At 67.0% G+C, this 23,552-nt stretch carries 22 protein-coding genes and 1 pseudogene; 4 read left to right on the forward strand and 19 right to left on the reverse strand.

The annotated features are described in order from the left end of the window. Window positions 1-2 precede the first annotated feature (2 nt). Both M0765_RS08975 and M0765_RS08980 read right to left on the reverse strand, forming a co-directional pair. Window positions 3-1,289, reverse strand: coding sequence for a solute carrier family 23 protein (locus M0765_RS08975; RefSeq protein WP_258503205.1), 1,287 nt, complete (start codon window positions 1,287-1,289; stop codon window positions 3-5). Between the two features lie 101 nt (window positions 1,290-1,390). Beyond that, the gene (locus tag M0765_RS08980) at window positions 1,391-1,813 is read right to left on the reverse strand and encodes a hotdog fold thioesterase (RefSeq protein ID WP_258503206.1); all 423 of its coding nucleotides are present in this window, start codon (window positions 1,811-1,813) and stop codon (window positions 1,391-1,393) included. 84 nt (window positions 1,814-1,897) lie between these two features. Here M0765_RS08980 and M0765_RS08985 point away from each other — a divergent pair, with 84 nt between their 5' ends. After that, window positions 1,898-3,238 carry an AsmA-like C-terminal region-containing protein gene (locus M0765_RS08985; RefSeq protein WP_258503207.1) on the forward strand — a complete coding sequence of 447 codons (1,341 nt, stop codon included), beginning with the start codon at window positions 1,898-1,900 and terminating at the stop codon, window positions 3,236-3,238. Here the strand turns inward: M0765_RS08985 and M0765_RS08990 are convergent. The 3 genes from M0765_RS08990 to M0765_RS09000 are packed head-to-tail and all read right to left on the reverse strand — an operon-like array spanning window position 3,222 to window position 6,355. Next, window positions 3,222-4,469 carry a metal-dependent hydrolase family protein gene (locus M0765_RS08990; protein WP_258503208.1) on the reverse strand — a complete coding sequence of 416 codons (1,248 nt, stop codon included), beginning with the start codon at window positions 4,467-4,469 and terminating at the stop codon, window positions 3,222-3,224. The two genes, M0765_RS08985 and M0765_RS08990, sit on opposite strands and share 17 nt — an antisense overlap. Next, window positions 4,466-4,975 (reverse strand): GAF domain-containing protein, encoded by a 510-nt coding sequence (locus M0765_RS08995; RefSeq protein WP_258503210.1) that lies wholly within the window; start codon window positions 4,973-4,975, stop codon window positions 4,466-4,468. Before M0765_RS08995 ends, M0765_RS08990 begins: the two co-directional genes overlap by 4 nt. Before the next feature lie 12 nt (window positions 4,976-4,987). Beyond that, on the reverse strand, window positions 4,988-6,355 hold the full coding sequence (locus M0765_RS09000) for an MFS transporter (protein WP_258503212.1): 1,368 nt from the start codon (window positions 6,353-6,355) through the stop codon (window positions 4,988-4,990). 121 nt (window positions 6,356-6,476) lie between these two features. Here M0765_RS09000 and M0765_RS09005 point away from each other — a divergent pair, with 121 nt between their 5' ends. Then, complete coding sequence (locus M0765_RS09005; protein WP_258503214.1) at window positions 6,477-7,394, forward strand: LysR family transcriptional regulator; 918 nt, start codon at window positions 6,477-6,479, stop codon at window positions 7,392-7,394. A gap of 1 nt (window position 7,395) precedes the next feature. On the opposite strand, the gene M0765_RS09010 is transcribed toward M0765_RS09005, so the two are convergent. Genes M0765_RS09010 through M0765_RS09025 form a run of 4 tightly spaced genes read right to left on the reverse strand, consistent with a single transcriptional unit; the run spans window position 7,396 to window position 12,153 of the window. Continuing rightward, the gene (locus M0765_RS09010) at window positions 7,396-9,204 is read right to left on the reverse strand and encodes a feruloyl-CoA synthase (protein WP_258503216.1); all 1,809 of its coding nucleotides are present in this window, start codon (window positions 9,202-9,204) and stop codon (window positions 7,396-7,398) included. Between the two features lie 2 nt (window positions 9,205-9,206). Then, the gene (locus M0765_RS09015; RefSeq protein WP_258503218.1) at window positions 9,207-10,166 is read right to left on the reverse strand and encodes a 3-hydroxyacyl-CoA dehydrogenase NAD-binding domain-containing protein; all 960 of its coding nucleotides are present in this window, start codon (window positions 10,164-10,166) and stop codon (window positions 9,207-9,209) included. Window positions 10,167-10,176: 10 nt separating this feature from the next. After that, complete coding sequence (locus M0765_RS09020; protein ID WP_258503219.1) at window positions 10,177-11,169, reverse strand: Bug family tripartite tricarboxylate transporter substrate binding protein; 993 nt, start codon at window positions 11,167-11,169, stop codon at window positions 10,177-10,179. 60 nt (window positions 11,170-11,229) lie between these two features. Next, on the reverse strand, window positions 11,230-12,153 hold the full coding sequence (locus tag M0765_RS09025) for a 3-keto-5-aminohexanoate cleavage protein (protein WP_258503220.1): 924 nt from the start codon (window positions 12,151-12,153) through the stop codon (window positions 11,230-11,232). A gap of 146 nt (window positions 12,154-12,299) precedes the next feature. Between M0765_RS09025 and M0765_RS09030 the strand changes: the two are divergent. Beyond that, window positions 12,300-13,006, forward strand: a pseudogene (locus M0765_RS09030) (Crp/Fnr family transcriptional regulator). A 27-nt stretch (window positions 13,007-13,033) separates the two neighbouring features. Here M0765_RS09030 and M0765_RS09035 read toward each other — a convergent pair. Further along, on the reverse strand, window positions 13,034-13,258 hold the full coding sequence (locus M0765_RS09035; protein ID WP_258503222.1) for a tautomerase family protein: 225 nt from the start codon (window positions 13,256-13,258) through the stop codon (window positions 13,034-13,036). A 31-nt stretch (window positions 13,259-13,289) separates the two neighbouring features. Next, the gene (locus tag M0765_RS09040; RefSeq protein ID WP_258503224.1) at window positions 13,290-14,033 is read right to left on the reverse strand and encodes an SDR family NAD(P)-dependent oxidoreductase; all 744 of its coding nucleotides are present in this window, start codon (window positions 14,031-14,033) and stop codon (window positions 13,290-13,292) included. A 106-nt stretch (window positions 14,034-14,139) separates the two neighbouring features. Here M0765_RS09040 and M0765_RS09045 point away from each other — a divergent pair, with 106 nt between their 5' ends. After that, window positions 14,140-15,051, forward strand: coding sequence for a LysR family transcriptional regulator (locus M0765_RS09045; RefSeq protein ID WP_258503226.1), 912 nt, complete (start codon window positions 14,140-14,142; stop codon window positions 15,049-15,051). A 4-nt stretch (window positions 15,052-15,055) separates the two neighbouring features. Here the strand turns inward: M0765_RS09045 and M0765_RS09050 are convergent, their stop codons facing one another. The 8 genes from M0765_RS09050 to M0765_RS09085 form a co-directional block, all read right to left on the reverse strand. Next, window positions 15,056-16,984 (reverse strand): tannase/feruloyl esterase family alpha/beta hydrolase, encoded by a 1,929-nt coding sequence (locus M0765_RS09050; RefSeq protein WP_258503228.1) that lies wholly within the window; start codon window positions 16,982-16,984, stop codon window positions 15,056-15,058. A 105-nt stretch (window positions 16,985-17,089) separates the two neighbouring features. Next, a complete protein-coding gene (locus M0765_RS09055) occupies window positions 17,090-17,968 on the reverse strand; it encodes a helix-turn-helix domain-containing protein (protein WP_258503230.1) in 879 nt (292 codons plus the stop codon). A gap of 27 nt (window positions 17,969-17,995) precedes the next feature. Further along, window positions 17,996-18,697 carry an ABC transporter ATP-binding protein gene (locus M0765_RS09060; RefSeq protein WP_126746614.1) on the reverse strand — a complete coding sequence of 234 codons (702 nt, stop codon included), beginning with the start codon at window positions 18,695-18,697 and terminating at the stop codon, window positions 17,996-17,998. Next, entirely contained in the window at window positions 18,697-19,449 is a 753-nt protein-coding gene (locus M0765_RS09065; RefSeq protein ID WP_258503233.1) for an ABC transporter ATP-binding protein, read from the reverse strand. The genes M0765_RS09060 and M0765_RS09065 overlap by 1 nt, the downstream gene beginning before the upstream one ends. A gap of 117 nt (window positions 19,450-19,566) precedes the next feature. Beyond that, complete coding sequence (locus tag M0765_RS09070) at window positions 19,567-20,538, reverse strand: branched-chain amino acid ABC transporter permease (RefSeq protein ID WP_258503234.1); 972 nt, start codon at window positions 20,536-20,538, stop codon at window positions 19,567-19,569. Beyond that, window positions 20,535-21,407: a branched-chain amino acid ABC transporter permease gene (locus tag M0765_RS09075; RefSeq protein ID WP_258503236.1), complete on the reverse strand. Its 873-nt coding sequence runs from the start codon at window positions 21,405-21,407 to the stop codon at window positions 20,535-20,537. The genes M0765_RS09070 and M0765_RS09075 overlap by 4 nt, the downstream gene beginning before the upstream one ends. A 156-nt stretch (window positions 21,408-21,563) precedes the next feature. Then, entirely contained in the window at window positions 21,564-22,748 is a 1,185-nt protein-coding gene (locus M0765_RS09080) for an ABC transporter substrate-binding protein (protein WP_258503237.1), read from the reverse strand. Continuing rightward, window positions 22,745-23,551, reverse strand: coding sequence for an alpha/beta fold hydrolase (locus tag M0765_RS09085; protein ID WP_258503239.1), 807 nt, complete (start codon window positions 23,549-23,551; stop codon window positions 22,745-22,747). Before M0765_RS09085 ends, M0765_RS09080 begins: the two co-directional genes overlap by 4 nt. Window position 23,552 lies beyond the last annotated feature (1 nt).

Below are 23,552 nucleotides of genomic sequence, written 5' to 3' on the forward strand. Positions count from 1 at the left end.
GCTCAGGCGTTGCGCGATCGGCCCAGCAGTGCGTAAAGAATGATCGCGCCGAAAGTGGCGGTTCCGATGCCGCCCAGAGCGAAGTCGCCGAACTTCAACGTGAAGTCCGCGGTGCCGATGATCAGCGTGATGGCGGCCACGATCAGGTTCTTGTTCTGCGAGAAGTCGACCCGGTTGTCGACCCAGATCTTGGCGCCCGCAATGGCGATGAGGCCGAACACCACGATGCTCACGCCGCCCATCACCGGCAGCGGAATCGCCTGGATCAGCGCGCCGAACTTCGGGCTGAAGCCCAGCACCAGCGCAATGACCGCGGCCACCACGAACACCGCCGTCGAATAGATGCGCGTGGCCGCCATCACGCCGATGTTCTCGGCATAGGTGGTCACGCCGGTGCCGCCGGCGGCACCGCTCACCACCGTGGCAATGCCGTCGCCGATGAACGCGCGGCCGATGTAGGGGTCGAGGTTGCGGCCCGTCATGGCCGTAACCGCCTTCAGGTGACCGAGGTTTTCTGCCACCAGGATGATTGCCACGGGTGCGATCAGCAGCATGGCGTTGGCCGTGAACACCGGCGTGGTGAAGGTCGGCAGGCCGAACCACGCTGCGTTGGCAATGCCGCTCAGGTCCACCGGCTTGCCCAGGCCCATGCCGTTGGTGAGCGCCGCATAGACGACTGTGGCCAATATGAGCCCGACCAGGATCAGCAGGCGCTGCAGCATGCCGCGCGTGAACACTGCCACCAGCCCCACGCAAAGAAAGGTCACGGCCTGCATCCAGGCGTCGAAGTTGCCGGCCGCCATGTTCTTGACCGGCACGCTCGCCAGGTTGAGCCCGATCACCGCCACCACGGCGCCGGTGACCACCGGCGGCATGAAGCGCTCGATCCACCCCGTGCCCACGGCCTGCACGATGGCGCCGATGAGGATGTAGATCACCCCGCAGGCCACGATGCCGCCCAGCGCCACCGCAATGTTCGCATTGGGCCCCTTGCCCGCGTAGCCTGTGGCCGCAATGACCACGCCGATGAAGGCGAAGCTCGAGCCCAGGTAGCTGGGTACCTTGCCGCCCGTCACCAGGAAGAAGATGAGCGTGCCGATGCCGCTCATCAAAATGGCGATGTTCGGGTTGAAGCCCATGAGGATGGGCGCCAGCACCGTGGCGCCGAACATCGCAATGACGTGCTGCACGCCCATGGCGCCGGTCTGCAGCCAGGGCAGGCGTTCGTCGGGCGCGACCACGCTGCCCTCGGTGGCGGCGACTTCGCGCCAGCTGAATAGATTGCTCATGAGTGGTTATCTCCTCGGTAGTTTTATGTGCCTTGTGGGCTTTTTCTGGCCGCTTTTATCGGCCCGCTGCCGCCCCGCGTGCCGGGCGCGCGTCTTGGTCGCTAGCGCGGCGGCAGCACCGCCATTGTGATGCGCGAGACGCAGGTCAGGTCGCCCGCGTCGTTGGTCATGTCGATCTGCCACACCTGCGTGGTGCGCCCGCGGTGCACCGGCCGCGCGGTGCCCGTGACCCAGCCGCTGGTGGCGGCGCGGATGTGGTTGGCGTTGATGTCCAGGCCCACCGCCCTGTCTCCCTCCGGGGCCGAGTAGTGCGCGCCGCACGAGCCCAGCGTCTCGGCCAACACCACCGACACCCCGCCGTGCAGGATGCCGTAGGGCTGGCGGGTGCGCTCGTCCACCGGCACGCGGGCGCGGATGAAGTCGTCGCCCACCTCCAGAAATTCCATGCCCAGCGTGGAAACGGCGGTGCCGATGTGGTTGCGGGTCAGCTCTTCGACCGAGATCTCTTTCTTCCAGATGCGCATTCGTTTTCTCCAGTACGGATGTGCTGGAAACTATAGCGATGGCGGCTGACAATGGCAGTCTCCTTTGCGTGCTAACTTGCTGCGATGAAGCGCCCCCTCAGACTCTGGCTTGCCGGCATTGCCGCGGTGCTGCTGCTCGGGGCCGGGGCGCTCGTGTGGGTGGTGAGCACCCGCTTGCCCAGCGACGAAGAGGTGGCCGTCCGGATCTCCGAAGCCTTCGAGAAGCGCTTTGGCGTCGGCCTGAAGGTGGGCGGCGCGCATTGGGCGCTGCTGCCGGCACCCGTTCTCGTGCTTTCCAATGTGTCTACCGACCAGCCCCGCCCGATCACGCTGCGCCGCGTCACGCTGCAGCTCAAGCTCAGGGAGCTGCTGAGCCGGGTGATTGCCGTGGACGAGGCCGAGATCGAAAGCCTGGTGCTGCCGCGCGAATCGTTTCGCGCATTTCGCGGCAAGGGCCCCAAGCCGAAGGAGGGCGGCAATATCGTCGCGCTGCCCGCGCCCTGGACGCTGGCCCCGGTGCCGCTGGAGAAGCTGCGCTGGCGCGACGTGGTCTGGATCGACCGGCGCGACATTGCGCTGGCCTACGACGGCGAAATCAGCTTCGACGCCAACTGGCGTCCGCGCCAGGCGCGGCTCGAACGGGCCGGCGCATCGCCTCCCGCCCGGCTGCGCCTTGACCGTGCAGCCGCAGGGCAGGACCGGTGGCGCACCCGCATCGATGTGGGCGGCGGCACGTGGAACGGCGTCACCCTGCTCGAAACGCTGCCGGACGACAGGCTGCGCCTGTCCGCCGAACTCGAGCCGCGCCAGGTCGACCTCGAAGGACTGGTGCAAGCCTTCGGCCGGCGCACCGCGGTGTCGGGCAAGGTGTCGGGCTATTCCCGGCTGGTGGCCGAGGCCGACGAACTGGGCGCGCTGATTCGCAGCCTGCACACTCGCACGACCTTCTCGGTGCGCCCCGCCACGCTCACCGGGCTGGATCTGGCCAAGACGGTGCTCACCGCTGGCACCGACCGCAGCGGCACCACGCCGCTCGACGAGCTCACCGGCACTCTCGACACCCAGGGCACCGAAGACGGCATCGTGCTGCGATACACCAACCTCAAGGCGCGCTCGGGCGTGCTCACCGCCAGCGGCAACCTGCGGTTCTTCAACCGAAAGCTGGACGGCGAGCTGGCGGTCGATATCGTCGACGGCGTGGTGGGCATGCCGCTCAAGATCGGCGGCACCGCCAGCAATCCCGAGATTTCGCTGACCGGCGGTGCACTGGCCGGTGCGGCGGTCGGCACCGCGGTGCTGCCGGGCGTGGGCACGGCCATCGGCGCGCGCGTGGGGCAACAGGTGGAAAAGCTGTTTGGCGCGGAGACACCCACCAAAAAGGCGGCGCCTGCGCCACGGAAGCCGGGCGCTACGCCAGTTCGTTGAACTGGATCACACCCTCCTTCATGACCAGTGGAATGCGCTCGCCTTGCCCCAGCAGGCACGAGACATCGCGCAGCGGATTGCCGTCGACCACCAGGAGGTCGGCCAGCGCACCAGGCGCCAGGCGGCCCAGCCGGTCTGGCATGCCCAGCACCTCGGCGCCGATCACGGTTGCACTGGCTATGGCCTCGGCCGGCGACAGCACCTCGGCACGCAGGCGGAACTCGTCGCTCTGCAGCCGCTGCGATTCGCCCAGCAGGTCCGAGCCGAAGCCCATCTTCACACCCGCCGCCTTGTAGATCTCCAGTGAGCGCAGGCCGGCCTCGCGCACGTCGGCCACCTTGGCGACGCTTTCCTTCGGCAGGCCAAAGCTCTCGCCCTCGTTGGCCAGCGCGTCGTAGGTGACCAGCGTCGGCACTGCGTAGGCGCCCGTTTGCGCCATCAACGCCGCGGTGGGCGCGTCCACGAGGTTGCCGTGCTCGATGGTCCGCACGCCGCAGCGCACGGCCCGGGCGATGGCTTCCGCGGTGTAGGCGTGGGCCAGCACATAGGTGCCGCGTGCCCGCGCTTCCTCGACGATGGCGCGGATCTCGTCCTCGCTGTAGCCGAAAGCGCCCACCGGATCGGTCGGCGAGGCCACGCCGCCCGAGGCCATGATCTTGATCTGGTCCGCGCCCATCTGCAGTTCTTCGCGCACGGCCCGGCGCACTGCGTCGACGCCGTCGACCACGCGTGCCAGCGCGCCGACCCGCACGCAGGTCGGGCAGGGGGCATTGGGGTCGAGAAAGTCGGAGCGTGCCCGCATGTCGCCATGGCCGCCCGTCTGGCTCAGCGCGCGGCCCGAGACGAACAGGCGCGGGCCCTGGGCCAGCCCGGATTCGACCGCCTGCTTGAACGCAAACCCCGCCCCGCCGGCATCGCGCACCGTGGTGAACCCGCGTCGCAGCATGCCGCGCAGCATGGGCACGCTGCGCAGCGTGATGAGCACGTTCGGCATGTGCACCTGCCGCGAGAGGTTGAGCTCCACCGCGATCACGTGCACGTGCAGGTCGATGAGGCCGGGCATCAGCGTCTTGCCCTTCAGGTCGATGACCCGCGCCGTCTTGCTCTGCAGCGGCTTGTCGGAGACCTCGCGCACTACCCCGTCCTCGACCAGAAGGTCGTGGCCTTCCAGCAGCTCGGCGCGCAGCGGATCGAGCAGGGAGGCGTTCTTGAAAAGCACCGCGTCGGTCATGCCAGGGGCTCCTTGGTGTATTGCGCCATTACGGCCGGCACCGCCAGTTGCGCGAACACGCGCGCGACCTCGACGTGCCCGGCGCCGTACCAGTTCTCTTCATGCAGCATGTTGAGCGTGCCCAACGTTTCGCCGCGCCAGCGCAGCGGAATGTTCAGCACGCTGCGGCAACCCAGTGAAACGATGAGTTCGTGGTCGTAGAAAACGTCGCGCAGGTCGTCGACGTTGCGGCCGATGTAAGGCAGGCCGCGCTGCATTACCTGCTGCATCCACGGTGAGTCGGTGATCGGCTTGCGCCCGCCTACCGGGTAGGCCTCGCGCATGTTGGTGTACACGCGCTCCGACTCTCGCGCCTCCCGGTGGTGCACCAGGATGGTGAAGAGCCGGTGGCCGATGGTTGCGGCCACAGCCTTGTCGAGCGCGTCGAAGGTGGCTTGGGGTTGCTGCGTGTCGGCGTGCGCGCGTGCGACGGCCGACAGCGATTCATCGAGAAGCTTGGGTTGCATGGATGTCTTGTGTCAGGAAAGTTCGGCTGCCGCAATGTCTTCGAGCGAGCGGCCGCGTGTCGGAATGCCCATGAAAGTGACGGCCGCCGCGCCCAGCAGCAGCACTCCCGTGGTCATCCCGAACACGCCCGCAAAACCCAGCGCCGGATAGATGAAGCCCACGAGGATCGGCGCCGTGATGCCTCCGATACGCCCGATGGCCGACGCCAGGCCGGATCCCGTTGCGCGCACCTGGGTCGGAAACACCTCGGGTGTGTAGGCATAGACGCCCGCGTAGGTGCCGTTCATGAAGAAGGACAGCAGAACGCCCGCCGCCATGATCTGAGCGTCGCTGTGCGTAAAGGCCAGCCCCAGCGCAGAGATGCCGCCCAGCAGCATGTAGCTCACGATGGTGGCCTGCCGGCCGATCTTCTCGTTGAGCCATGCGGCCGAGAAGTAGCCAGGAATCTGCGCGAGATAGATCACGAGCGAGTAGCCGAAGCTCTTGGTGATCGTCATGCCGTTCTGGATCAGCAGGCTGGGAATCCAGGTGAAGAACGAGTAGTAGCTGAAGGTGATCGCCAGCCACATCAGCCAGGTCATGGTGCTGATGCGGATGAGCTTGCTGGAGACCAGCGTGGCGTAGTTCTTCAACAGGCTGCCGCGGCTGTTGCTGGGCGGCGGCGCGGCCACGTCTTCCGCGTTGAGCGCGGGCAACGCAAGGCCGCGCTGCACCGTCTCGGACTCCATTGCGTCCACGATCGTCTCGGCCTCGGTCTGCCGGCCCTGGCTTTCGAGCCAGCGCGGCGATTCGGGCAGCGCGCGCCGCCACCACAACAGCAGCAGCACCGGCATTGCGGTAATGAAGATGACGATGCGCCATCCTTGTGGATGCGCCGGCACGATGAAGTAGCCCAGCAGCGCCGCCGCAACAAAGCCGAACGAGAAGAAGCCCGCCAGCGCGCCGGTAAAAGTGCCCCGGTAGCGGCGCGCCACAAACTCCGAAAGATAGGGTGCAATGATTGCGCTCTCTGCACCGGCGCCGAAGCCGGCCACGATGCGCAGCGCAAGAAACACCGTCCAGCTGTCGACCATGCCGCTGAACAGCGATGCCACGCAGTAGATCGCCAGTGCCGACATCATCACCTTGCGCCGCCCGATCAGGTCGCCGCAGGTGCCGGCCGCGAGCGCGCCGAAGAAGAAGCCGATGAAGTTCGCACTGGCCAACACGCCGATCTGCACGCTGCTGAGCCCCCATTCGGTGCGCAGCACCGGCAGCACGAAGGCGATCACCGCGGCGTCCATCGCGTCGAAGGTGTAGCCCAGCCCTCCCATCATGAGCAGCCGGCGGTGAAAACCGGAGAAGGGCAGGCGCTCGATACGAGCCGACAGCATGGTCATGTGAATCCCTCGACTTCGGTGGTAGTGCGATGAAGCGGCAGATCGTAGGATCGCGGGGATATCACGACAAATTTATACGTGTGATTGTGTTTATAGATCCAGTGAATGATCAGGCCGCACAATGAACTACCGCTCCGCCGATCTCAACCTGCTGAAGGTGTTCGAGGCCCTCATGACCGAAGGCAACGTCACGCGCGCAGCCAGCAAGCTGTCGCTCACGCAGCCCGCGGTCAGCAATGCGCTGCGCCGCTTGCGGGAAACCTTCGACGACGCGCTGTTCGTGCGCAGCGGCGCCGGTGTCAACCCGACGCGGCGGGCCATCGACCTGTGGGAGCCGCTGTCGCAGTCGCTCCATGCGATTCGCGGCACGCTCGACGTGGAGCGCTTCGACGCCCTGCGAAGCACCGCCAGCATCAGCATTGCAATGTCAGACTATGTGTCGGGCATCGTGGTGCCGCGGCTCGCCAGCAAGCTCAGCAAGGCGGCGCCGTCGATGCAGATCCACGCCATTCCCAACACGCTGGTGGATTTCGACAAGGTACTGGCCGACAACAAGGCCGACTTCGCAATCAGCGTCTACAACGAGGAAGTGCAGCGCCCGGCATTTCTCAAGTCAAGGGCGCTGTGGTCGCCGGATTTCGTCTGCGTCATGCGCACCGGGCATCCGCTGGCACGCGCCGACAGGATTCCGCTGAAAAAATTCCTGGCGGCGCGCCATGTGGACGTAAGCCTGGTTGGCAAGACCACGCCCACCTATGACCTGTTCCTGCACAGCCGCGGCCTGCAGCGCAACCTGGTCGCGACGGTGAACCACTACGGCGCGGCGTACGAGGTGGTGCGCCGTTCCGACCTGATTGCGGTGTTGCCCTGGTCCGAGAAGTTCGAGCCCGCGCGCCTGGCCGGCCTGCGCCGGATGCCGGTGCCGCTGGAGGCGCCGGCGCGCATCATCGAACTGTTCTGGCACCAGCGGCACGAGACCTCCGCGCTGCACCAGTGGCTGAAGAACACGCTGCTGGCTCTGTTCGAGCAGCCCTCGTGATTCAGGCGCCCGGGCGTATCACCTGCAGGTCGTGGTGAGCCCCGGCGTGCAGCCGCGCCACGTCGGCAGCGCGGCGCGTGAGTACCGCGCGCTGGTTGATGTAGCCCTTGTCGGTGATCTCGCCCGCATCGAGGCTCGGCGGCTCGGTGAGCACCAGCGCGCGCGTGGGGCACTGCGAAGATCCCGCGCCCTCATCGCGCAGGGTGCGCAGCACGTCGGCGATCCGCGCGGCCAGGGCCTGCGGCGCAGCCTGGGGAGCGGCAAACACCAGCATGCCGATCTCGTCGCTGTCATGGCCGGTAAGCACCACGTCTTGCACATGCGGCGCCAGCATCGACACCAGCTTGACGCGCAGGGTACCCACCGACACCCAGGTGCCGCTCGAGAGCTTGAAGTCTTCGGCCACGCGGCCGTTGAAGACCACGCCACGTTCGGGCCGGTCGGCATCGGCCAGGTAGCCCGCATCGCCGATGCGGTAGTAGCCCTCGTCGTCGAAAACCTCCGCCGTTTCGCGCGGCGCATGGCGGTAGCCCGGAAACACCGAAACGCCCTTCACGCGCATCTCGAGCTTCTGCCCGTTGGGCACGAACTTGAGCTCCAGCCCCGGCAGCGGCGCGCCGATGCAGCCCGCGCCGTCGAGCTTCCAGTGCGCCGACGTGATGGCGGGCGAAGTCTCGGTCGCTCCCCACGAGGTGGTAAGCCACAGCGGCCGCTCTGGCCGCACGCGCTTGGCCACTGCCTCGAGCCGCTGCCACGTCGACGGCGCGAGCGCCGCCGCCGCGTAGAAGGCCAGCCGCAGCCGCGAGAACACCTCGGCCGCGAGCGCGTCGTCCGCTTCGAGAAAAGGCAGCAGCATGTCGAAGCCGCGCGGCACGTTGAACAGCAGCGTGGGCTTCACCTCACGCAGGTTGCGCACCGTCTTTTCGATGAGCCCGGGCGCGGGCCGGCCCTCGTCGATGTAGAGCGCGCCGCCGTGGCACAGCACCATGTTCAGGTTGTGGTTCGCGCCGAAGGTGTGGCTCCAGGGCAGCCAGTCGACCAGCACCGGCTTTTCCTGCGTGAGGAAGCGCCAGGTCTGCGCCATCATCTGCTGGTTGGCGCACAGCATGCGGTGCGTGTTGATCACCACCTTGGGCTTGCCGGTGGAGCCGGAAGTCAGCAGGTATTTGGCGTGGGTGTCGGGCAGCACGGCTTCGTAGGCCTGCATCACGGCCGGCGTTTCGCTGGCCTGCAGCAGTTGCGCGAAGGGCAGGGCGCCCGCGTGTGCGTCGGCATTGCGGCTGAACACCGGCACCGCCTCCACGCCGCAGCCCGCGAGCGCGCCGCCGTACACCTTGGCGTCCGATGCGTAGACCAGCGCCGGTTGTAGCGCCTGCAGCATGCCGTGCAGCCGCGACGGGTCCTTGGCCATCCGCGAGTAAGCGCTCGACAGCGAGCAGGCCGTGCGCCCGATGTGCATGGCCGCGAGCATCAGCACGGCATGGTCGATCGAGTTGTCCGAAAGGATCGCGATGGGCTTGCCCTCGGGCAGCTCCAGGTCGAGCAGCGCCTGTGCCACCGCGCCCACGGCCTGGCGCAGCGCGCGGTAGTCGAGCTTGCGCCAGCCTTCGCCGCTCTCGTCGCGCTCCGCGAAAGCCAGCGCATCGGGCGTTTCCCGCGCCCAGCGCTCGATCCATTCGCCGATGCAGCGCGCATAGGGCTTGAGCGCCATCGGCGAACGCAGCGCGAAGGAGCCGTCGTCGAAGTCGATGCGCACCGTGCGGGGCGGGGCGATCTGGCTCTCGTCTAGGAGGAAGTCGTCGTCGGTCATTTCTAGTCGAGTTTGCCGGTATCGGCTTTGGCGCGAATCAGGTTCAACAGCAGGATGTCGCGGGCGGCTTCGAGGTCGGCCACGCGCCGCGAACCCAGTTCTTCGGCCACGCCCTCGGCCACCTTCTCTTTGAGCTCTTCCGTCATCGACGGCGCGCCGAGGTCCTTCCACCAGTCCTCGATCGGTCCGCCCAGATGGGCGAGCACATGCTCGATGCCGCCCGCGCCACCCGAGAGGTGCAGGTTCATGAAAGGGCCCATCACGGCCCAGCGCAGGCCGGGGCCGTGCGCAATGGCGGTGTCGATGTCGGCCACGCTGGCCACGCCTTCGTTGACCAGGTGAAAGGCTTCACGCCAGAGCGCGGCCTGCAGCCGGTTGGCGATGTGGCCCTTGACCTCGCGCTTCACGTGGATCGGCCGCTTGCCGATGGCCGCATAGAAGGCCATCGTGCGGTCGATGGTCTCGGCTGAAGTGCGCTCGCCGCCCACCACTTCCACCAGCGGAATCAGGTGCGGCGGGTTGAACGGGTGGCCCAGCACCACGCGTTCCGGGTGCTTGCACTCGGCCTGCACGGCGCTGATGGCCAGCCCCGAAGAGCTCGATGCCAGGATGGCGTGGGCCGGTGCGGCCTCGTCCATGCGCCGGAACAGGTCGATCTTGAAATCCAGCCGCTCGGGGCCGCTCTCCTGGACGAAGTCGGCCTCCGCCACCGCGTCTTCAAGCCGCGCTTGAAAGCGCAGCCGCCCGGCCGACGCGCCCGCGGCCAGGCCGAAGCGTTCGAGCGTCGGCCAATGCGCGGCCACCGCCGCGCGCAGCCGCGCCTCGGCATCGGGTGAGGGATCGGTGGCGTCCACGTCCAGGCCCTTCGCCAGGAAAAAGGCGGCCCAGCTGGCGCCGATGACGCCGGTGGCGACCACCGCCACGCGCTGAGGGATTTCCGCAGGTCGGAGAGTCGGTTCCATCCGCATCGCCTCAGGAGTCCGCCGTGAAGCCGATCTTCTTCACCAGCGGCCCCCAGCGCTCCGCCTCGGCCCGCTGCGAACGCGCCATCTCCTCGGCCGTGGAGCCCTGGGCGATCAGGCCGACCACGGCCAGGCTGTCCGTCACCACCTTTTCCTTGATGGCCGCATTGATCGCGGCATTGGCCGCGGCCACCACGCTGGCGGGCGTTTTGGCCGGTGCATAGAAGCCGAACCACTCTTCGGTCGTCAGCTCGCCGAAACCCTGTTCGGCAAAGGTCGGCACTTCCGGCGAGAAGGGCGAGCGCGCCTTGCCCGACGTGGCGATCAGCCGCAGCTTGCCGGCCTTGTGGTTGGGAATGAAGTCGCCGCTAGGAGTGACCATGGCCGCGATCTGCCCGCCCACCACATCGGTCACGCCGGGAATCGAGCCGCGGTAGGGCACGTGCTTCAGGTCGACCCCGTTGTTCAGGCCCAGCAACGCGCCGATGAAGTGGGGCGTAGAGCCCGCCGCCGGCGAGCCGTAGCTGGCCTGGTTGGGGTTGGCCTTGGCCCAGGCGAGAAAGTCTTTCACCGTGCGCACATCGGGCGGCACCAGCTGGCCGACTGCAAGGCCATGGTGCATGACGGCGGCAATCGACACCGGCACGAAGTCCTTGCTCGGGTCGTAGCTGAGCTTGCTGTAGATGTGCGGATAGATCGAGGTGCATGAGAACGGCGACAACGCCAGCACGCTGCCGTCGGCCGGCGCGCTCTTGAGCGTCTCCAGCGCAATGCGGCCGCCGGCGCCCGGCTTGTTTTCGACCACCGCCACGTTGCGGGTATAGGCGGAGCCCGCGAGCTTTTCGCCCACGCGGCGCGCCACGCTGTCGCCCGAGCTGCCGGCCGGAAAGCCGTAGTAGATCTTGACCTGCTCGAGCGCCTGGGCCAGCGCCGCCAAGGGCGAGAGGGTGCCCAGCGCAGTGGCTGCGCCCAGCGTGTGGAGGAAGTGGCGGCGGTTGTTCATGGCATGTCTCCTGTTTTTCTGGCGGGTTATGGCAAGGTTCTGCGGGGTCGATCGGCCGCTTCAACGCGGCGCGAACTCGGGGCGCGGCCCGCCTCTGCGCGGCAGTCCCATCATCTGCCTTGCTTCGGCCGGCGTGGCCACTTCCATGTCGAGCTCATGGATAACGCGCACGATGCGTTCGGTGAGCTGCACGTTGGTGGCGAGCTCGCCGTGGCGGAAGTAAAGGTTGTCCTCCAGCCCCACGCGCGCATGCCCGCCCAGGAGCAGCGCCGCCACGTTCGCTTCGAGCTGCGAGGTGCCGATGCCGCTCACGCCGAAGATGCTGCCGCGGGGCAGGGTGTCGACCATCATCTGCAGGAAGCGCGGCGAATACGGCATCGCGTTCTGGAAGTTGCGGTGCACGTTCATCACCAGGTTGATGAAGTAGGGCTCGTCGTCATGGCCCTCGCCGATCAGCGTGGTCGTGTCCTGCAGGATGTGGGTGGGGCTGAACACCTCCCACTCGGGCTTGATGCCGCGCGCCTTCATGCCGGCAGCCAGTTCGCGGCCACGGGTAATGGGCGTGTCCATCAGGATCTGCTTGCCCTCGAAGCTCAGGTTGAGCGTGGTCGCGTCCAGCGTGCACATCTCGGCGCCCGCGTCCATGCCCTTGATGCGCTCTTCCCACGCAATCTCCCAGCGGTCGCCCGCCAGCGGCTTCACCATGTCGCCGTGCACACCGCCGCCGGTGGAGTTGTTGATGACGATGTCGCAGCCGCCCGCGCGAATGCGGCTGTTGATGTCGCGATACACCTCGGCATCGCAGGTGGCGCCGTCGTCCGGGCGGCGTGCGTGGATGGCCGCCACGCTGGCGCCGGCGTTCCAGCAGCGCAGCACGTCGGCCGCGATTTCGGCCGGCTGGGTGGGAAGGTGCGGGTTCTGCGACTTGTGCGCCATGCCGCCCGTGGGGGCGATGGTCACGATCACTTTGCGCTTCGACGACATGCTCCGGGTCTCCTGGTGTCTTCGTTCATGAGGGGCGCGCTATTATTTTTTGGAGGCGCAGGCACACTCAGTCATTGCGACGACATTTGGAGTCAGGGTTTACGCGGCGCGGCCCCCTTTTCCACGCCATCAGGAGCTTTCTTTTCATGTCCACGACGAAGCCGGCCATCAAGGCGGCATCGCTCACGATCGAGCAGCTGCTTCAGCGCTCGGCCTGGTTTCCGCTGCTCGACGAAGCGGCGCGCGAGCGCGTGCTCGACGAGATGCGCGAGGTCGAGGTGGCAGCCGGCGCCGCGCTGTGCCGCCGCGGCGATACGCCGCTGCACTGGTACGGCACGCTCGAAGGCCTGCTCAAGTGGTCGATCACCTCCAGCGACGGCCGCTCGGTCACCTTCGGCGGGCTCTCGGTCGGCTGCTGGTTCGGCGAAGGCACGCTGCTTCGCGCGGCCCCGCGATCGGCCGACGTCATTGCGCTACGGCCCAGCCGCGTGGCCCAGTTGCCGCTGGAGACTTTCGAGTGGCTGCACCGCACGCAGCGCGGCTTCGATCACTTCCTGCTGCAGCAGCTCAATGAGCGGCTGCACTGGTTCATGGGCAACTACGCGGCGCACCGGCTGCTCGACGCCGACAGCCAGGTGGCTCGCGCGCTGGCGGGGCTGTTCCACCCGTGGCTGTACCCGGGCAGCGAGCTGCATCTGCAGACCTCGCAGGAAGAGATCGCGAATCTCTCGGGGGTGTCGCGGCAGCGGTGCAATGCGGCACTGAATCGGCTGAAGGAGGCGGGCTTCCTGCGGATCGAATACGGGGGATCACCGTGATCGACCTGGAAGGGCTGCGGCGCTTCATCGAATAGGCGCGGCGAGCCGCGCCTGTGTGCCCTTCATTTCGCCGGCTTCGCCTTTTCCGCCAGCCGCTTGCGGAACTCCGTCGTCGTCAGGCCCGCAAAGCCCCAGTCGTCGGTGTCGATCTCTTCGATCACGATGTGCGTCCACTCGGGCGGCTTGTTCAGCACGCGTTCAAGCGTTTCCGTGAACTCGGCGATGACCTGGGTCTTCTGTTCGCGCGTCACGCCGTCGCGGGTGATCTTCAGGTTGATGAAAGGCATGGTGTGCTCCTTGGATGAATGAATGGTGTGATTACCACTTGCCCGTGCTCATGCCGCCGTCCACCGGCAGCACCACGCCCGTCGTGAAATCGGCGCTCGTGAGGTAGAGCACGGCGTCGGCGATTTCGCGCACGGTCGCAATGCGGCCGGCGGGCGAGAGGCCGTTCAGGAAGCCGTGCTGCTCAGGCGTGTACAGCGGCGTGTCGACGATGCCGGGCGCCACCGCATTCACCTTGACGTTGTGCGGCGCGAGTTCGAGCGCCAGCGCGCGCGTCGCGGCGTTGATGCCGCCCTTGATCAGCACCGGCAACGCGGCCGGCACCTGCTGGTTCGGCTGCAGCGCGATGCTCGCGGTGATGTTCACGATGTGGCCCCGGCGGCGCGCGACCATGTGCTTCGCGGCGGCCTGCGAGGCGTAGACGAAGCCCTTGAGGTTGGTGGCCACCAGCTGGTCGAGCTCTTCCGCTGTGTACTCGACGAACGGCTTGGCGTTGAAGATGCCCGCGTTGTTGATGAGCACATCGACTTGGCCGAAGCGCTCCACGGCACGGTCGATGAGTTGCTGCGCGGTCGCGCGCTGGCCGATGTCGCCGGCGACGCCGAGAAAGCGTGCCGGGTTGCCGAGCTGCTTTGCCGCGGCCGCGAGCCGCTCGTCGGTGCGTGCATTGGCGACCACGTTGAAGCCGCGTTCGAGGTAGGCCTCGGCCAGGCCCAGCCCGATGCCGCTCGAGGCGCCGGTGATGACGACCGTGGATGAAGTGCTGCTGTCTTGCATGTCGGGTTCTCCAGAAGTTGATGACGTGGGGAGAACTGTATTGATGACGCAGACATAGATAAATTACTAGACTCGCACTTCAATTGATACATGGGGTAATCAAACGATGCAGCGGCAGTTCGGCGACATCCTCCTGGGCAGCATCGAACTCTTCTGCCTTGCTGCGGAGACGGGCGGCTTCACGTCGGCGGCGCTCGCGGCGGGCGTGACACCGGCGGCCGTGAGCCGCTCGATCTCACGGCTAGAAAAGCGGCTGGGGCTGCGCCTGTTCGTGCGCACCACGCGCAGCGTGCGGCTCACCGATGCGGGCCGCACCTACTTCGCGCAGTGCCAGCAGGCGCTGGCGCAGCTTGCCGATGCCGAGCGCGAGGTGATGGGCCAGCAGGCGCTGCCTTCGGGCACGCTGCGCATCAGCGTGCCCACCACCTACGGCCACCACCGCATCCTGCCGCTGCTGCCGGGGTTCCGCGAACGCTTTCCCGACATCCGGCTGCACGTGCACCTGAGCAACCGCAACATCGATTTCGTGGAAGAGGGCTATGACATGGCCGTGCGCGTGCGCGCCCAGCCCGACTCCACGCTGATCGCGCGGCACCTGGAAGATGCAGACCTGGTGGTGGTCGCCACCCGCAAGTACCTGAAGAAGGCCGGCACGCCGCGCACGCTGAGCGACCTTGCCGCGCACGAGTGCGTCCAGTTCGAGCTGCCCAGCAGCGGCCGCCGCATCTCATGGCTCTTCAAGGAGAACGGCAAGGACCGCGAGGTCTTCGCGGACAGCGCCTACAGCTGCTCCGACGACGTGCTCGGCGGCGTCACCCTTGCCAAGAGCGACGCCGGGCTGTTCCAGACCTACCGCTTCGTGGTGGAAAAAGAGCTGGCCGACGGCACGCTCGTCGAAGTGCTCAAGCCCTTTGCCGGCCGCTCGCGCCCCTACACGCTGCTGTACCCGGACGGACGCCACGTGCCGCTGCGCATGCGGGTGTTCATCGACTTCCTCATGGCGCAGCGGCCGAACTGAAGGCTCAGCGGCAGGCGAAGCTGGCCGCCGCCTTCACGTCGCCGCCAAGGTAGGCAAGCTTCTTCGGATAGGTGCACAGCGGCCGTGCGAGCGATTGGTCGGCGTTCTGCAGCACCAGGTTGTCGGGCGCCACGCCTTTCTCGACCCAATCGGTCAACGCGGCGAACAGCTGGTTCGGTGCCGGCAGCGGCGGGTTGGCCGCGGGGCTCACGCCAGCGAGTCCGTTCACGGAGCCCACGCCCGCGCAGTGCCCCATCGCAGGAATCTCGAGGTAGCGGTAGAACTTCTGCGTCTCATCGATGCCGCCCATGGCCTTGGCCGCGCGCTCGTAGTAGTTGGCCGTGCCCGAGTTCGGAATCAGCTGGTCGGCCAGGCCGTGGTACGTCAGCAGCTTGGCGCCGCGGTCGCGGAACCTGGCCAGGTCTGGGTTGTCGGCATTGATGTTCGCGAACGCGGTTTGCAGCGCCTTGCCGCGGTCGCTGGCGTTGGCCAGTTGCGCATACGACAGCGCCTTCCAGTTGTTCGCGCCGTTGCCTGTTGCATTGATGAAGTCGGGCGTCGCAATCGTCGGGTCTTGCAGGTTCAGCGCCACCTGGTGCGCTGCAATCGGAAACGGGTTGGGCACGCCGCCCGTGGAGTCCGCGAGCGAGAACCCCGGCATGCCGGGGCTGTTGAGCGCGGTGCCGCGCGTGAGGCCGTACCAGAGCTGGCCCGAGCCCAGCGTAGCGCCGTAGCCCACGTCGCTCGCAGGTGCCGGTGCGCTGCCGTCGCGCGTCTGGCCGTACCAGATCTTGTTGACGGCTTGTGCCTGCACGGTCGTCAGGCAGGCGGCGGTGGCATTGCTGCCGCCGCTGCCGGTGCACAGCACGGCGGTGTCCTGCGTGGGGTCGTACTTGCAAGCCGCCGGGTCGCTGATGAAGCCTTCGTGCTGGCCGGTGAGCGTGCTGTCGCAGGCGCTCACCGCGGCGGACGACACCAGCGTCATCTGGTCTGGCGTGAGCGGCGTGCCGCCCAGGTCGCGCTGCATCACGATCTGCGGGTACAGCTCGGCGGTGATGAAGGTGGTCCAGTTGATCGCGCTGTTGCCTGCGAGGATGCCGTCGAAATCGTCGGGGTTCACCTGCGCCTGCATGTGGCCCTGGCGGCCGCCGGTGGAGCAGCCGTCCCAATAGGCGTACTTTGCGTCGCGCTGGTAGAAGCCGGCCGCGAGCGCCTTGGCTTTCACGGCCATTTCGTGGATGCCGCGGCTCGCAAAGTCCGTCCAAAGCGTGGTGTTGATGGTGCCGTCGGGGTTCATTGCAAAAGAGCCGTCCACCGCGCCGATGGGCAATTTCGATGCATGTCCTGCATCGGTGACTGCGCTCACCGAACCTTCGCCCGCCGCAATGGCGGCCGCGCCGACGCCGCCGATCTGCGTTTTGGCGCTGATGCCCGCATCGCCCACGAAGCCGCCGCCGCCGAGCACGCGCAGGCGATTGTTCCATTTGGCCGTCGTCGGCAGCCACACCTCGATGCCGATGCCCGGCGAGGTGGACGGCGCATCGGCCGGCCCTGCGTTGCCCGGCCCGACGTTGAGCTTGACCATGCATACGTCGCTGGCCGCCACGGTGCCCGAGGCCTTGCCGTCCAGGTTCAGGTCATCGCCCTGCTTGAACTGCTTCACCACGGTGACGGTGGTGTTCGCGTCGGGCTTGAAGGCGGTCTTCAGGCTTTCGTCGCAGGCCAGCGCCGTGGGGGCTGTGGGCGTTGTGGGGCCGGCGGGCGGCGGCGATGTGGGGATGAAAGGCAGCGAGGGCCCCGAGGAGCCGCTGCCACCGCAGGCCGTGAGCGCCGCGGCGGCGCACATGCCCATGCACAGGGCGGCCAACGCAGAGGGTGCAATGCGCGAAGGGGTGCGCGTGTTTTGTCCGGTGCGCAGGGTCGTTCGGGGCATCTTCTTGTCTCCTGTTGTGTGGAGATCGAATTTGCCTCTCGCCTGCGTCCTGGTCTATCGACAAGCGATCATCGCTTGCGGGATCCGTTCACCTCGCACCGGGACTTACCCGAGCCGTGCGCGCGCGGGCGTGGTGCCGACCAGCTGCTTGAACACCTGCGTGAAGTGCGCCTGGCTCGAGAAGCCGACCGTGTGCGCGATCTCGGCCAGCGACAACCGGCCTTCCAGCAGCGTGAGTGCGTGGCGCACGCGCTGCTCCATCACATAGCGGTACGGCGTCGAGCCTGTGCTGGCCCTGAAGAGGCGCGTGAAGTGCACCGCGCTCATGTTCAGTTCGGCCGCGAGTTCATCGATGCCGAAGTCTTCGCCCAGGTGCTGCATCACCCAGTCGTACACCCTGCGCAGGTCCGCCTGCGAGAGCCGCCCCGGCGCGCGCTTCGCGTTGCGCGCCCCGCCGTAGCGGCTTTGCAGATAGCTCACCAATGCCATGGACAGGCCCTGCGCATGCATGCGGCCCGACGTGCAGCCGCGCTCCACTTCGTCGCGCATGGCAATGGCGAGCGAGGTCAGCGTGGCGTCGGTGGTCGAGAGGTGCGTCTGCAGGTGCAGCTCGCCATCGCTCTCGGGCATCAGGCTGCGCAGCGTCTCGGGGCGGATCTCCAGCGCGATCACTTCGTCGCACTGGCCGGACCACGTCACGCGGTCGACCTCGTAGCCCTGGTCGAAGATGCACACGCTGCCGGGCCGGCTCTCGACGTGGCTGGTGCGTCGCCCCGTGGTCATTGCGGACTTCACATGGCCGCGCATGCAGAAGGCAAGCAGCGGATAGGGGTTGTAGCAGGCCGGGTTTTCGCCGCCGCCGTGCATCGCGCGCACCTCCAGCGCAAAGCCCTGCCATGGCGTGGCGGCCGCGTTCATCAGCATCCTGCCGTCGAAGCGCACGGGCTTGCCCGAAAGGTCGAGGAGGCTGATCTCGCGTGCCATCGCCATGCGCTCCTTCTACATCCCGCTCTACACGCCCAGCAATTCCTCGAGCGCCTTCGGCTCGGCCAGCAGGTCGGCCGACGCGCCATGCCGCACGATCTGCCCCTTTTCCATCACCACCGCAAGATCGGTGTGCGCGAGCACCTTGCGGTAGTCGCGGTCGACGATCAGCGTGGCGATGCCGGTCGCGCGGATCTCGCCGATCACGCGCCAGATCTCGGCCACGATCAGCGGTGCGAGCCCTTCGGTGGCTTCATCGAGGATGAGCAGGCGCGGGTTGGTCATGAGCGCGCGGCCGATGGAAAGCATCTGCTGCTCGCCGCCAGAGAGCTGCTGGCCGCCATGCGAGAGCCGCTCGGCCAGCCGCGGAAAGGTGGCCATCACTCGGTCGAAGGTCCAGGCGCGGCGGCCGTCGATGCCCGCGCGCTCGCTCATCACGAGGTTCTCGCGCACCGAGAGGTTCGGGAAGATGCCGCGGCCTTCGGGCACATAGCCGATGCCCAGGCGCGCCATTTTTTCGGGCGGCCAGCCGGTCACGGTGCGGCCGTCGACCTGCACTTCGCCCGAGGCCGGACGCACGTAGCCCATCATGCTGCGGATGAGCGTCGTCTTGCCCATGCCGTTGCGCCCGAGCAAGCCGACCGACGTGGCAGCAGGTATGCCGGCATGCACGCCGCGCAGGATGTGGCTGTTGCCGTAGTAGGTGTTGAGATCGCGGACGACGAGCATCAGTGGTCCTCTCCGAGGTAGGCGGTTCGCACTTCTGGGTTCTCACGGATCGATCGAGGGTCGCCCGTGGCGATCACCGTGCCGTTCACCATCACGGTGATGCGGTCGGCAACGCGGAACACCGCATCCATGTCGTGCTCCACCAGCAGGATGGCGTGCGTGGCCTTCAGCCGCGCGAGCAGGGTGAGCATGCGGTCGGTTTCCTCGGCGCCCATGCCCGCGAGCGGTTCGTCGAGCAGCAGCACGCGGGGCTTGGTGGCAAGGCACATCGCCACTTCGAGCTGGCGCTGCGCGCCATGGCTCAGCGTGCCGGCAATGCGCTGGGCTTCGTTCGAAAGGCCCGCCGCTTCCAGCGCCGCATCGGCCGCCGCATTGCTGGCTGCGCAGCACTGCGACGACTGCCACACCGTCCACGGCCGCGCCGTGGCCGCCTGCGCCGCGAGCCGGCAGTTCTCGTGCACGCTGAACTCCGGGAAGATAGTCGTGCGCTGGTAGCTGCGGCCCACGCCGGCGCGGGCGCGGCGCCATTGCGCGCGCTGCGTCACGTCGGCGCCGTCGAGCGTGATGCGGCCTTCGGAGGCCTCGATCTCGCCCGAGAGCATGTTGATGAGCGTCGACTTGCCCGCGCCGTTGGTGCCGATGACTGCATGGACTTCGCCGACGTGCAGGTCGAGGGTGACGGCGTTCACGGCGGTGAGGCCGCCGAAGCGGCGGGTGAGGCCTTGAACGGAAAGAAGGGCGGTGGCGTTCATGGTGTTGCTCCTTCCCCCCTCGGGGAAGGTTGGGATGGGGGCAGGCAAGGCGCTCGACGGTGGCGCCGCGCGCCCCCGGCCCTCCCCGGAAGGGGAGGGAGAAAGACAGAAGGCCGGTCATGCAGCCCCCTTCGGCGACAGCCGCTTCGCAAGGCCGATCAGCCCCTTCGGCAACAGCGCCACGAACACGATGATCGCGATCCCCAGCGTCAACTGCCAATGGTCCGCGAGCGGCCCCATCACCGCATGCGTGGAAAAGATCTCCTTCAGCAGCGTGAACGCAACGGCACCGATGACCGCGCCGCGCAAATGGCCCAGGCCACCGAGGATCACCATCAGCAGCACCTCGCCCGAGTTGTGCCACGCCATCAGTTCGGGGTTCACCACGCCGTCGCGCGAGGCCAGCAGAAAGCCCGCCAGCCCGGCCAGCGCACCCGCCAGCACGAAGGCCGCAAGCTTGTAGCCATACACCGGGAATCCCGCCGCGCGCATGCGCTGCTCGTTCACGCGAATGCCCGCGAGCGCTGCGCCGAAGCGCGAGCGTCGAACCAGGGCGAGGAGCCCGTAGGTGAACACCAGCGATGCGAGCACCACGTAGAACAGCACCATGCGGTTTTCCATGTCGAGCTTGCCGATGGCCGGGCGCACATACATGTAGATGCCGTCGCTGCCGCCGCCCACCTTGGTGTCGTGGAACACGAAGAAGGCCATCTGCGCGAAGGCCAGCGTCACCATGATGAAGTACACGCCGCGCGTGCGCAGGCTGAGCGCGCCCACGAACAATGCATAGAGCGCAGCGGCACCCATGGCCGCGGGCAGCAGCAAAGCGAGGTTGCCGCCCTCGTTGCCTGAGGCCAGCACCGTGACATACGCGCCGATACCGTAGAACGCCGCATGGCCCAGGCTCACGAGGCCGGTCATGCCGACCAGCAGTTCGAGGCTCAGCGCGAAGATCGACAGGATCATGACCTTGACGACGAAGTCCGACACGTAGTTGCCCATGAGCGGGCCCAGCACGCCGATGGCAACGGCGCAGATCACCGGCACGAGAAACGCGCCGCGCCGCATGGAAGTGTGCGCCTGCGTCATGGCCGCCTCCCCATCAGCCCTTCAGGCTTCCAGATCAGCACGATGGCCATCAGCAGGTAGATGCCGATGCCGGCAAGGTCCGCGAAGAACACCTTGCCGAAGGTGTCGACAAAGCCCACCAGCAGCGACGCCAGCAGCGCGCCGGTGATCGAGCCGATGCCGCCGATCACCACCAGCACGAAGCAGATGATGAGCACGCTCGCGCCCATGTTCGGATACACCGACGACATCGGCGCCGCGATCATTCCGGCCAGCGCCGCAAGCGCCACGCCCGCCGCAAACACGATGCGGTAGAGACGCTTCACGTCGATGCCCAGGCCGCGCACCATGTCGCGGTTGCTCGCGCCGGCGCGGATCATCATGCCCAGTCGCGTGCGGTTCACCACCCAGTACAGCGCCACCGCCAGCACGATGCAGGCGGCCGAGGCGAAGAGCCGGTACCACGGGTAGCTCATGACGTTGCCAAGCGCAAAGCTGCCGTCCAGCCACGCCGGCACCTTGACCCCGTGCACATCGTTGCCCACCAGAATGGAGCGCAGCTCCTCGAACACCAGGATCAGCCCGTAGGTCATGAGCACCTGCTGCAAGTGGTCGCGCTGGTAAAGGTAGCTGAAGAAGGCCCATTCGAGCACGTAGCCGAAGATGGCCGCCAGCACCACGCCGGCCACCAGCATCAGCAGAAACTGGTCCCCGAACAGCGGCGCGAGCGTGAACGCCATGTACGCACCGATCATGTAGAAGCTGCCGTGCGCCAGGTTGATCACGCCCATGATCCCGAAGATCAGCGTGAGCCCCGAGGCCACCAGGAAGAGCAGGAGTCCGTACTGAACCGAGTTCAGGCACTGGACGAGAAAGGTGCCGAAATCCACGTTAGGTCATCCCGGTAGGGGGCTTAAAGAAAGAGCGTGGCGCGCAGCGCCCGCGATGTTCGGGGGACACCGCGGAACCGGCTTTGCCGGGCCGCTGGTGTCGCCCCCTTGAGGGGGGAGTCGAGCTACACGAAGTGAGCGAGGGACGGGGGTGGGTCACATCCTGCAGCCACGGGCCGGGTCCGCCAGCCCCTTGGCCGCAATGCTCACCAGCCGGTTCTCCTTGCCTTCCACCTTGCGCAGGTAGATGTCCTGCACCGGGTTGTGCGACTTGCTCATCGTGAACGCGCCGCGCGGGCTGTCGATCTTGGCCTTCTCGATGGCGGCCGTGAACTCGGCCTTCTTGCCGATGTCGCCCTTGGTAGCGGCCAGGCCCACGCCCAGCATCTGCGCCGCGTCATAACCTTGCACCGCATACACGTCGGGCTGCAGCTTGAACGACTTGGCATACGCCACGCGGAACGCGTTGTCGCGCGCCGTGTTCAGGCCATCCGCGTAGTGCAGCGTGGTCAGCATGCCCTGCGCCGCTTCGCCCTGCGCGTCGAGCGTGCCGTCGGTCAGGAAGCCCGGCCCGTAGAGCGGAATCGTCTTGTTGAGGCCGGCGGCCTGGTAGTCCTTGACGAACTTCACCGCGCCGCCGCCCGCGAAGAAGGCATACACCGCATCAGGCTTGGCCGCGGCAATCTCGGTCAGCAGGGCTTGGAACTCGACATTGGGGAACGGCAGCGTGAGCTGCTTGTCGACCTTGCCGCCGGCTTTCTCGAAGCCTTCCTTGAAGCCGTTGACCGACTCCTCACCGGCCGCGTACTTCCAGGTGATGGTCATGACCTTCTTCTTGCCCTGCTGCTTGGCGGCCACTTCGCCCATGGCGTAGGCCGGCTGCCAGTTGCTGAACGAGCTGCGGAAGATGTTGGGCGCGCACATCGGACCGGTGACCGCGTCGGCACCCGCGTTGGGCACGATGAGCACGGTGCCGCTTTCCTTTGCGGCCTTGGCCATGGCCATGGCCACGCCGGAGTGCACGGTGCCCACGATCACGTCGACGTTGTCGCGCTTGATGAGCTTGTTGACGTTGTCGGTGGCCTTGGCGGGGTCGGACTCGTCGTCGACCTTGAAGAACTCGATTTCGCGGCCCGCGAGCTTGCCGCCCTGTTCCTCGACATAGAGCTTGAAGCCGTTCTCGATGGCCACGCCCAGCGCGGTGAAGGTGCCGCTGTAGGGCAGCATCAGGCCGACCTTGAGTTTGCCGGTACCCTGCGCGCCGGCGGCGGATGCCAGGGCGGCGAATGCGATCGCGGTGAGCGCGAGGCGGGCGGTGCGAACCGGGGTGAGTGGGGTCATGGTGTTTGTCTCCTGTTTTTGGTAATGAAAGAAGTGGTCGCGACGATGACACGATCCGGCTGATCGCGATGCGGGGAATGCCCGCATTCAGGGATTTCGAGCAGCTCGCATCCACTGACGCGCGCTGCGATGCCGTGGATCTGCGCGAGCGTTCCGTACTCGTCGTCGATACCCTGGATGGCCAGCACCGGGCAGCGGATGGTGTCGAGCTCGGCCTCGATGTTCCATTCGCGAAACGGCGGATGCAGCCAGATGCGGTTCCAGCCCCAGAAGGCCGAATCGGCGCTGTCGTGGTAGCGGCCGAGCTTCTTCGGCAGGTCGGTGGAAAGGTACGCGGTGCGGGCCTGCTCGATGTTCGCGACGGTCACGTCTTCCACGAAGATGTGCGGCGCCAGGACGACGAGGCCCTGCACCTTGTCGGGAAAGCGCGAGGCATACAGCAAGCTGATCGACCCGCCGTCGCTGTGGCCGAAGAGCCAGGGCTTTTCATCATCGCCGAGCTGCAGCGCGGCAAAGAGGGCGGGCAGCACCTCATGCGCCTGGCGGTGCATGAAGTCGACGTCCCAGATCTCGTTTTCTTCGCGCGGCGTGGAGCGGCCGTAGCCGGGGCGGGAGAACACCAGGCCGCGGGCGTTGGCGGCTTCGCAGACCTGGGCGGGAAAGTCCTTCCACATGGCGACGGAGCCGAGGCCTTCATGGAGGAAGACGATGAGCGGGGCATCGCTGCGCTCGGGGGCGATCCATTGGCACTCGATGCGCACCGCGCGGTTGCGCCATTCAATGGTGGCGAAGTCGGTGCTCATC

Source organism: Variovorax sp. S12S4 (assembly GCF_023195515.1).
Lineage (GTDB): Bacteria > Pseudomonadota > Gammaproteobacteria > Burkholderiales > Burkholderiaceae_C > Variovorax.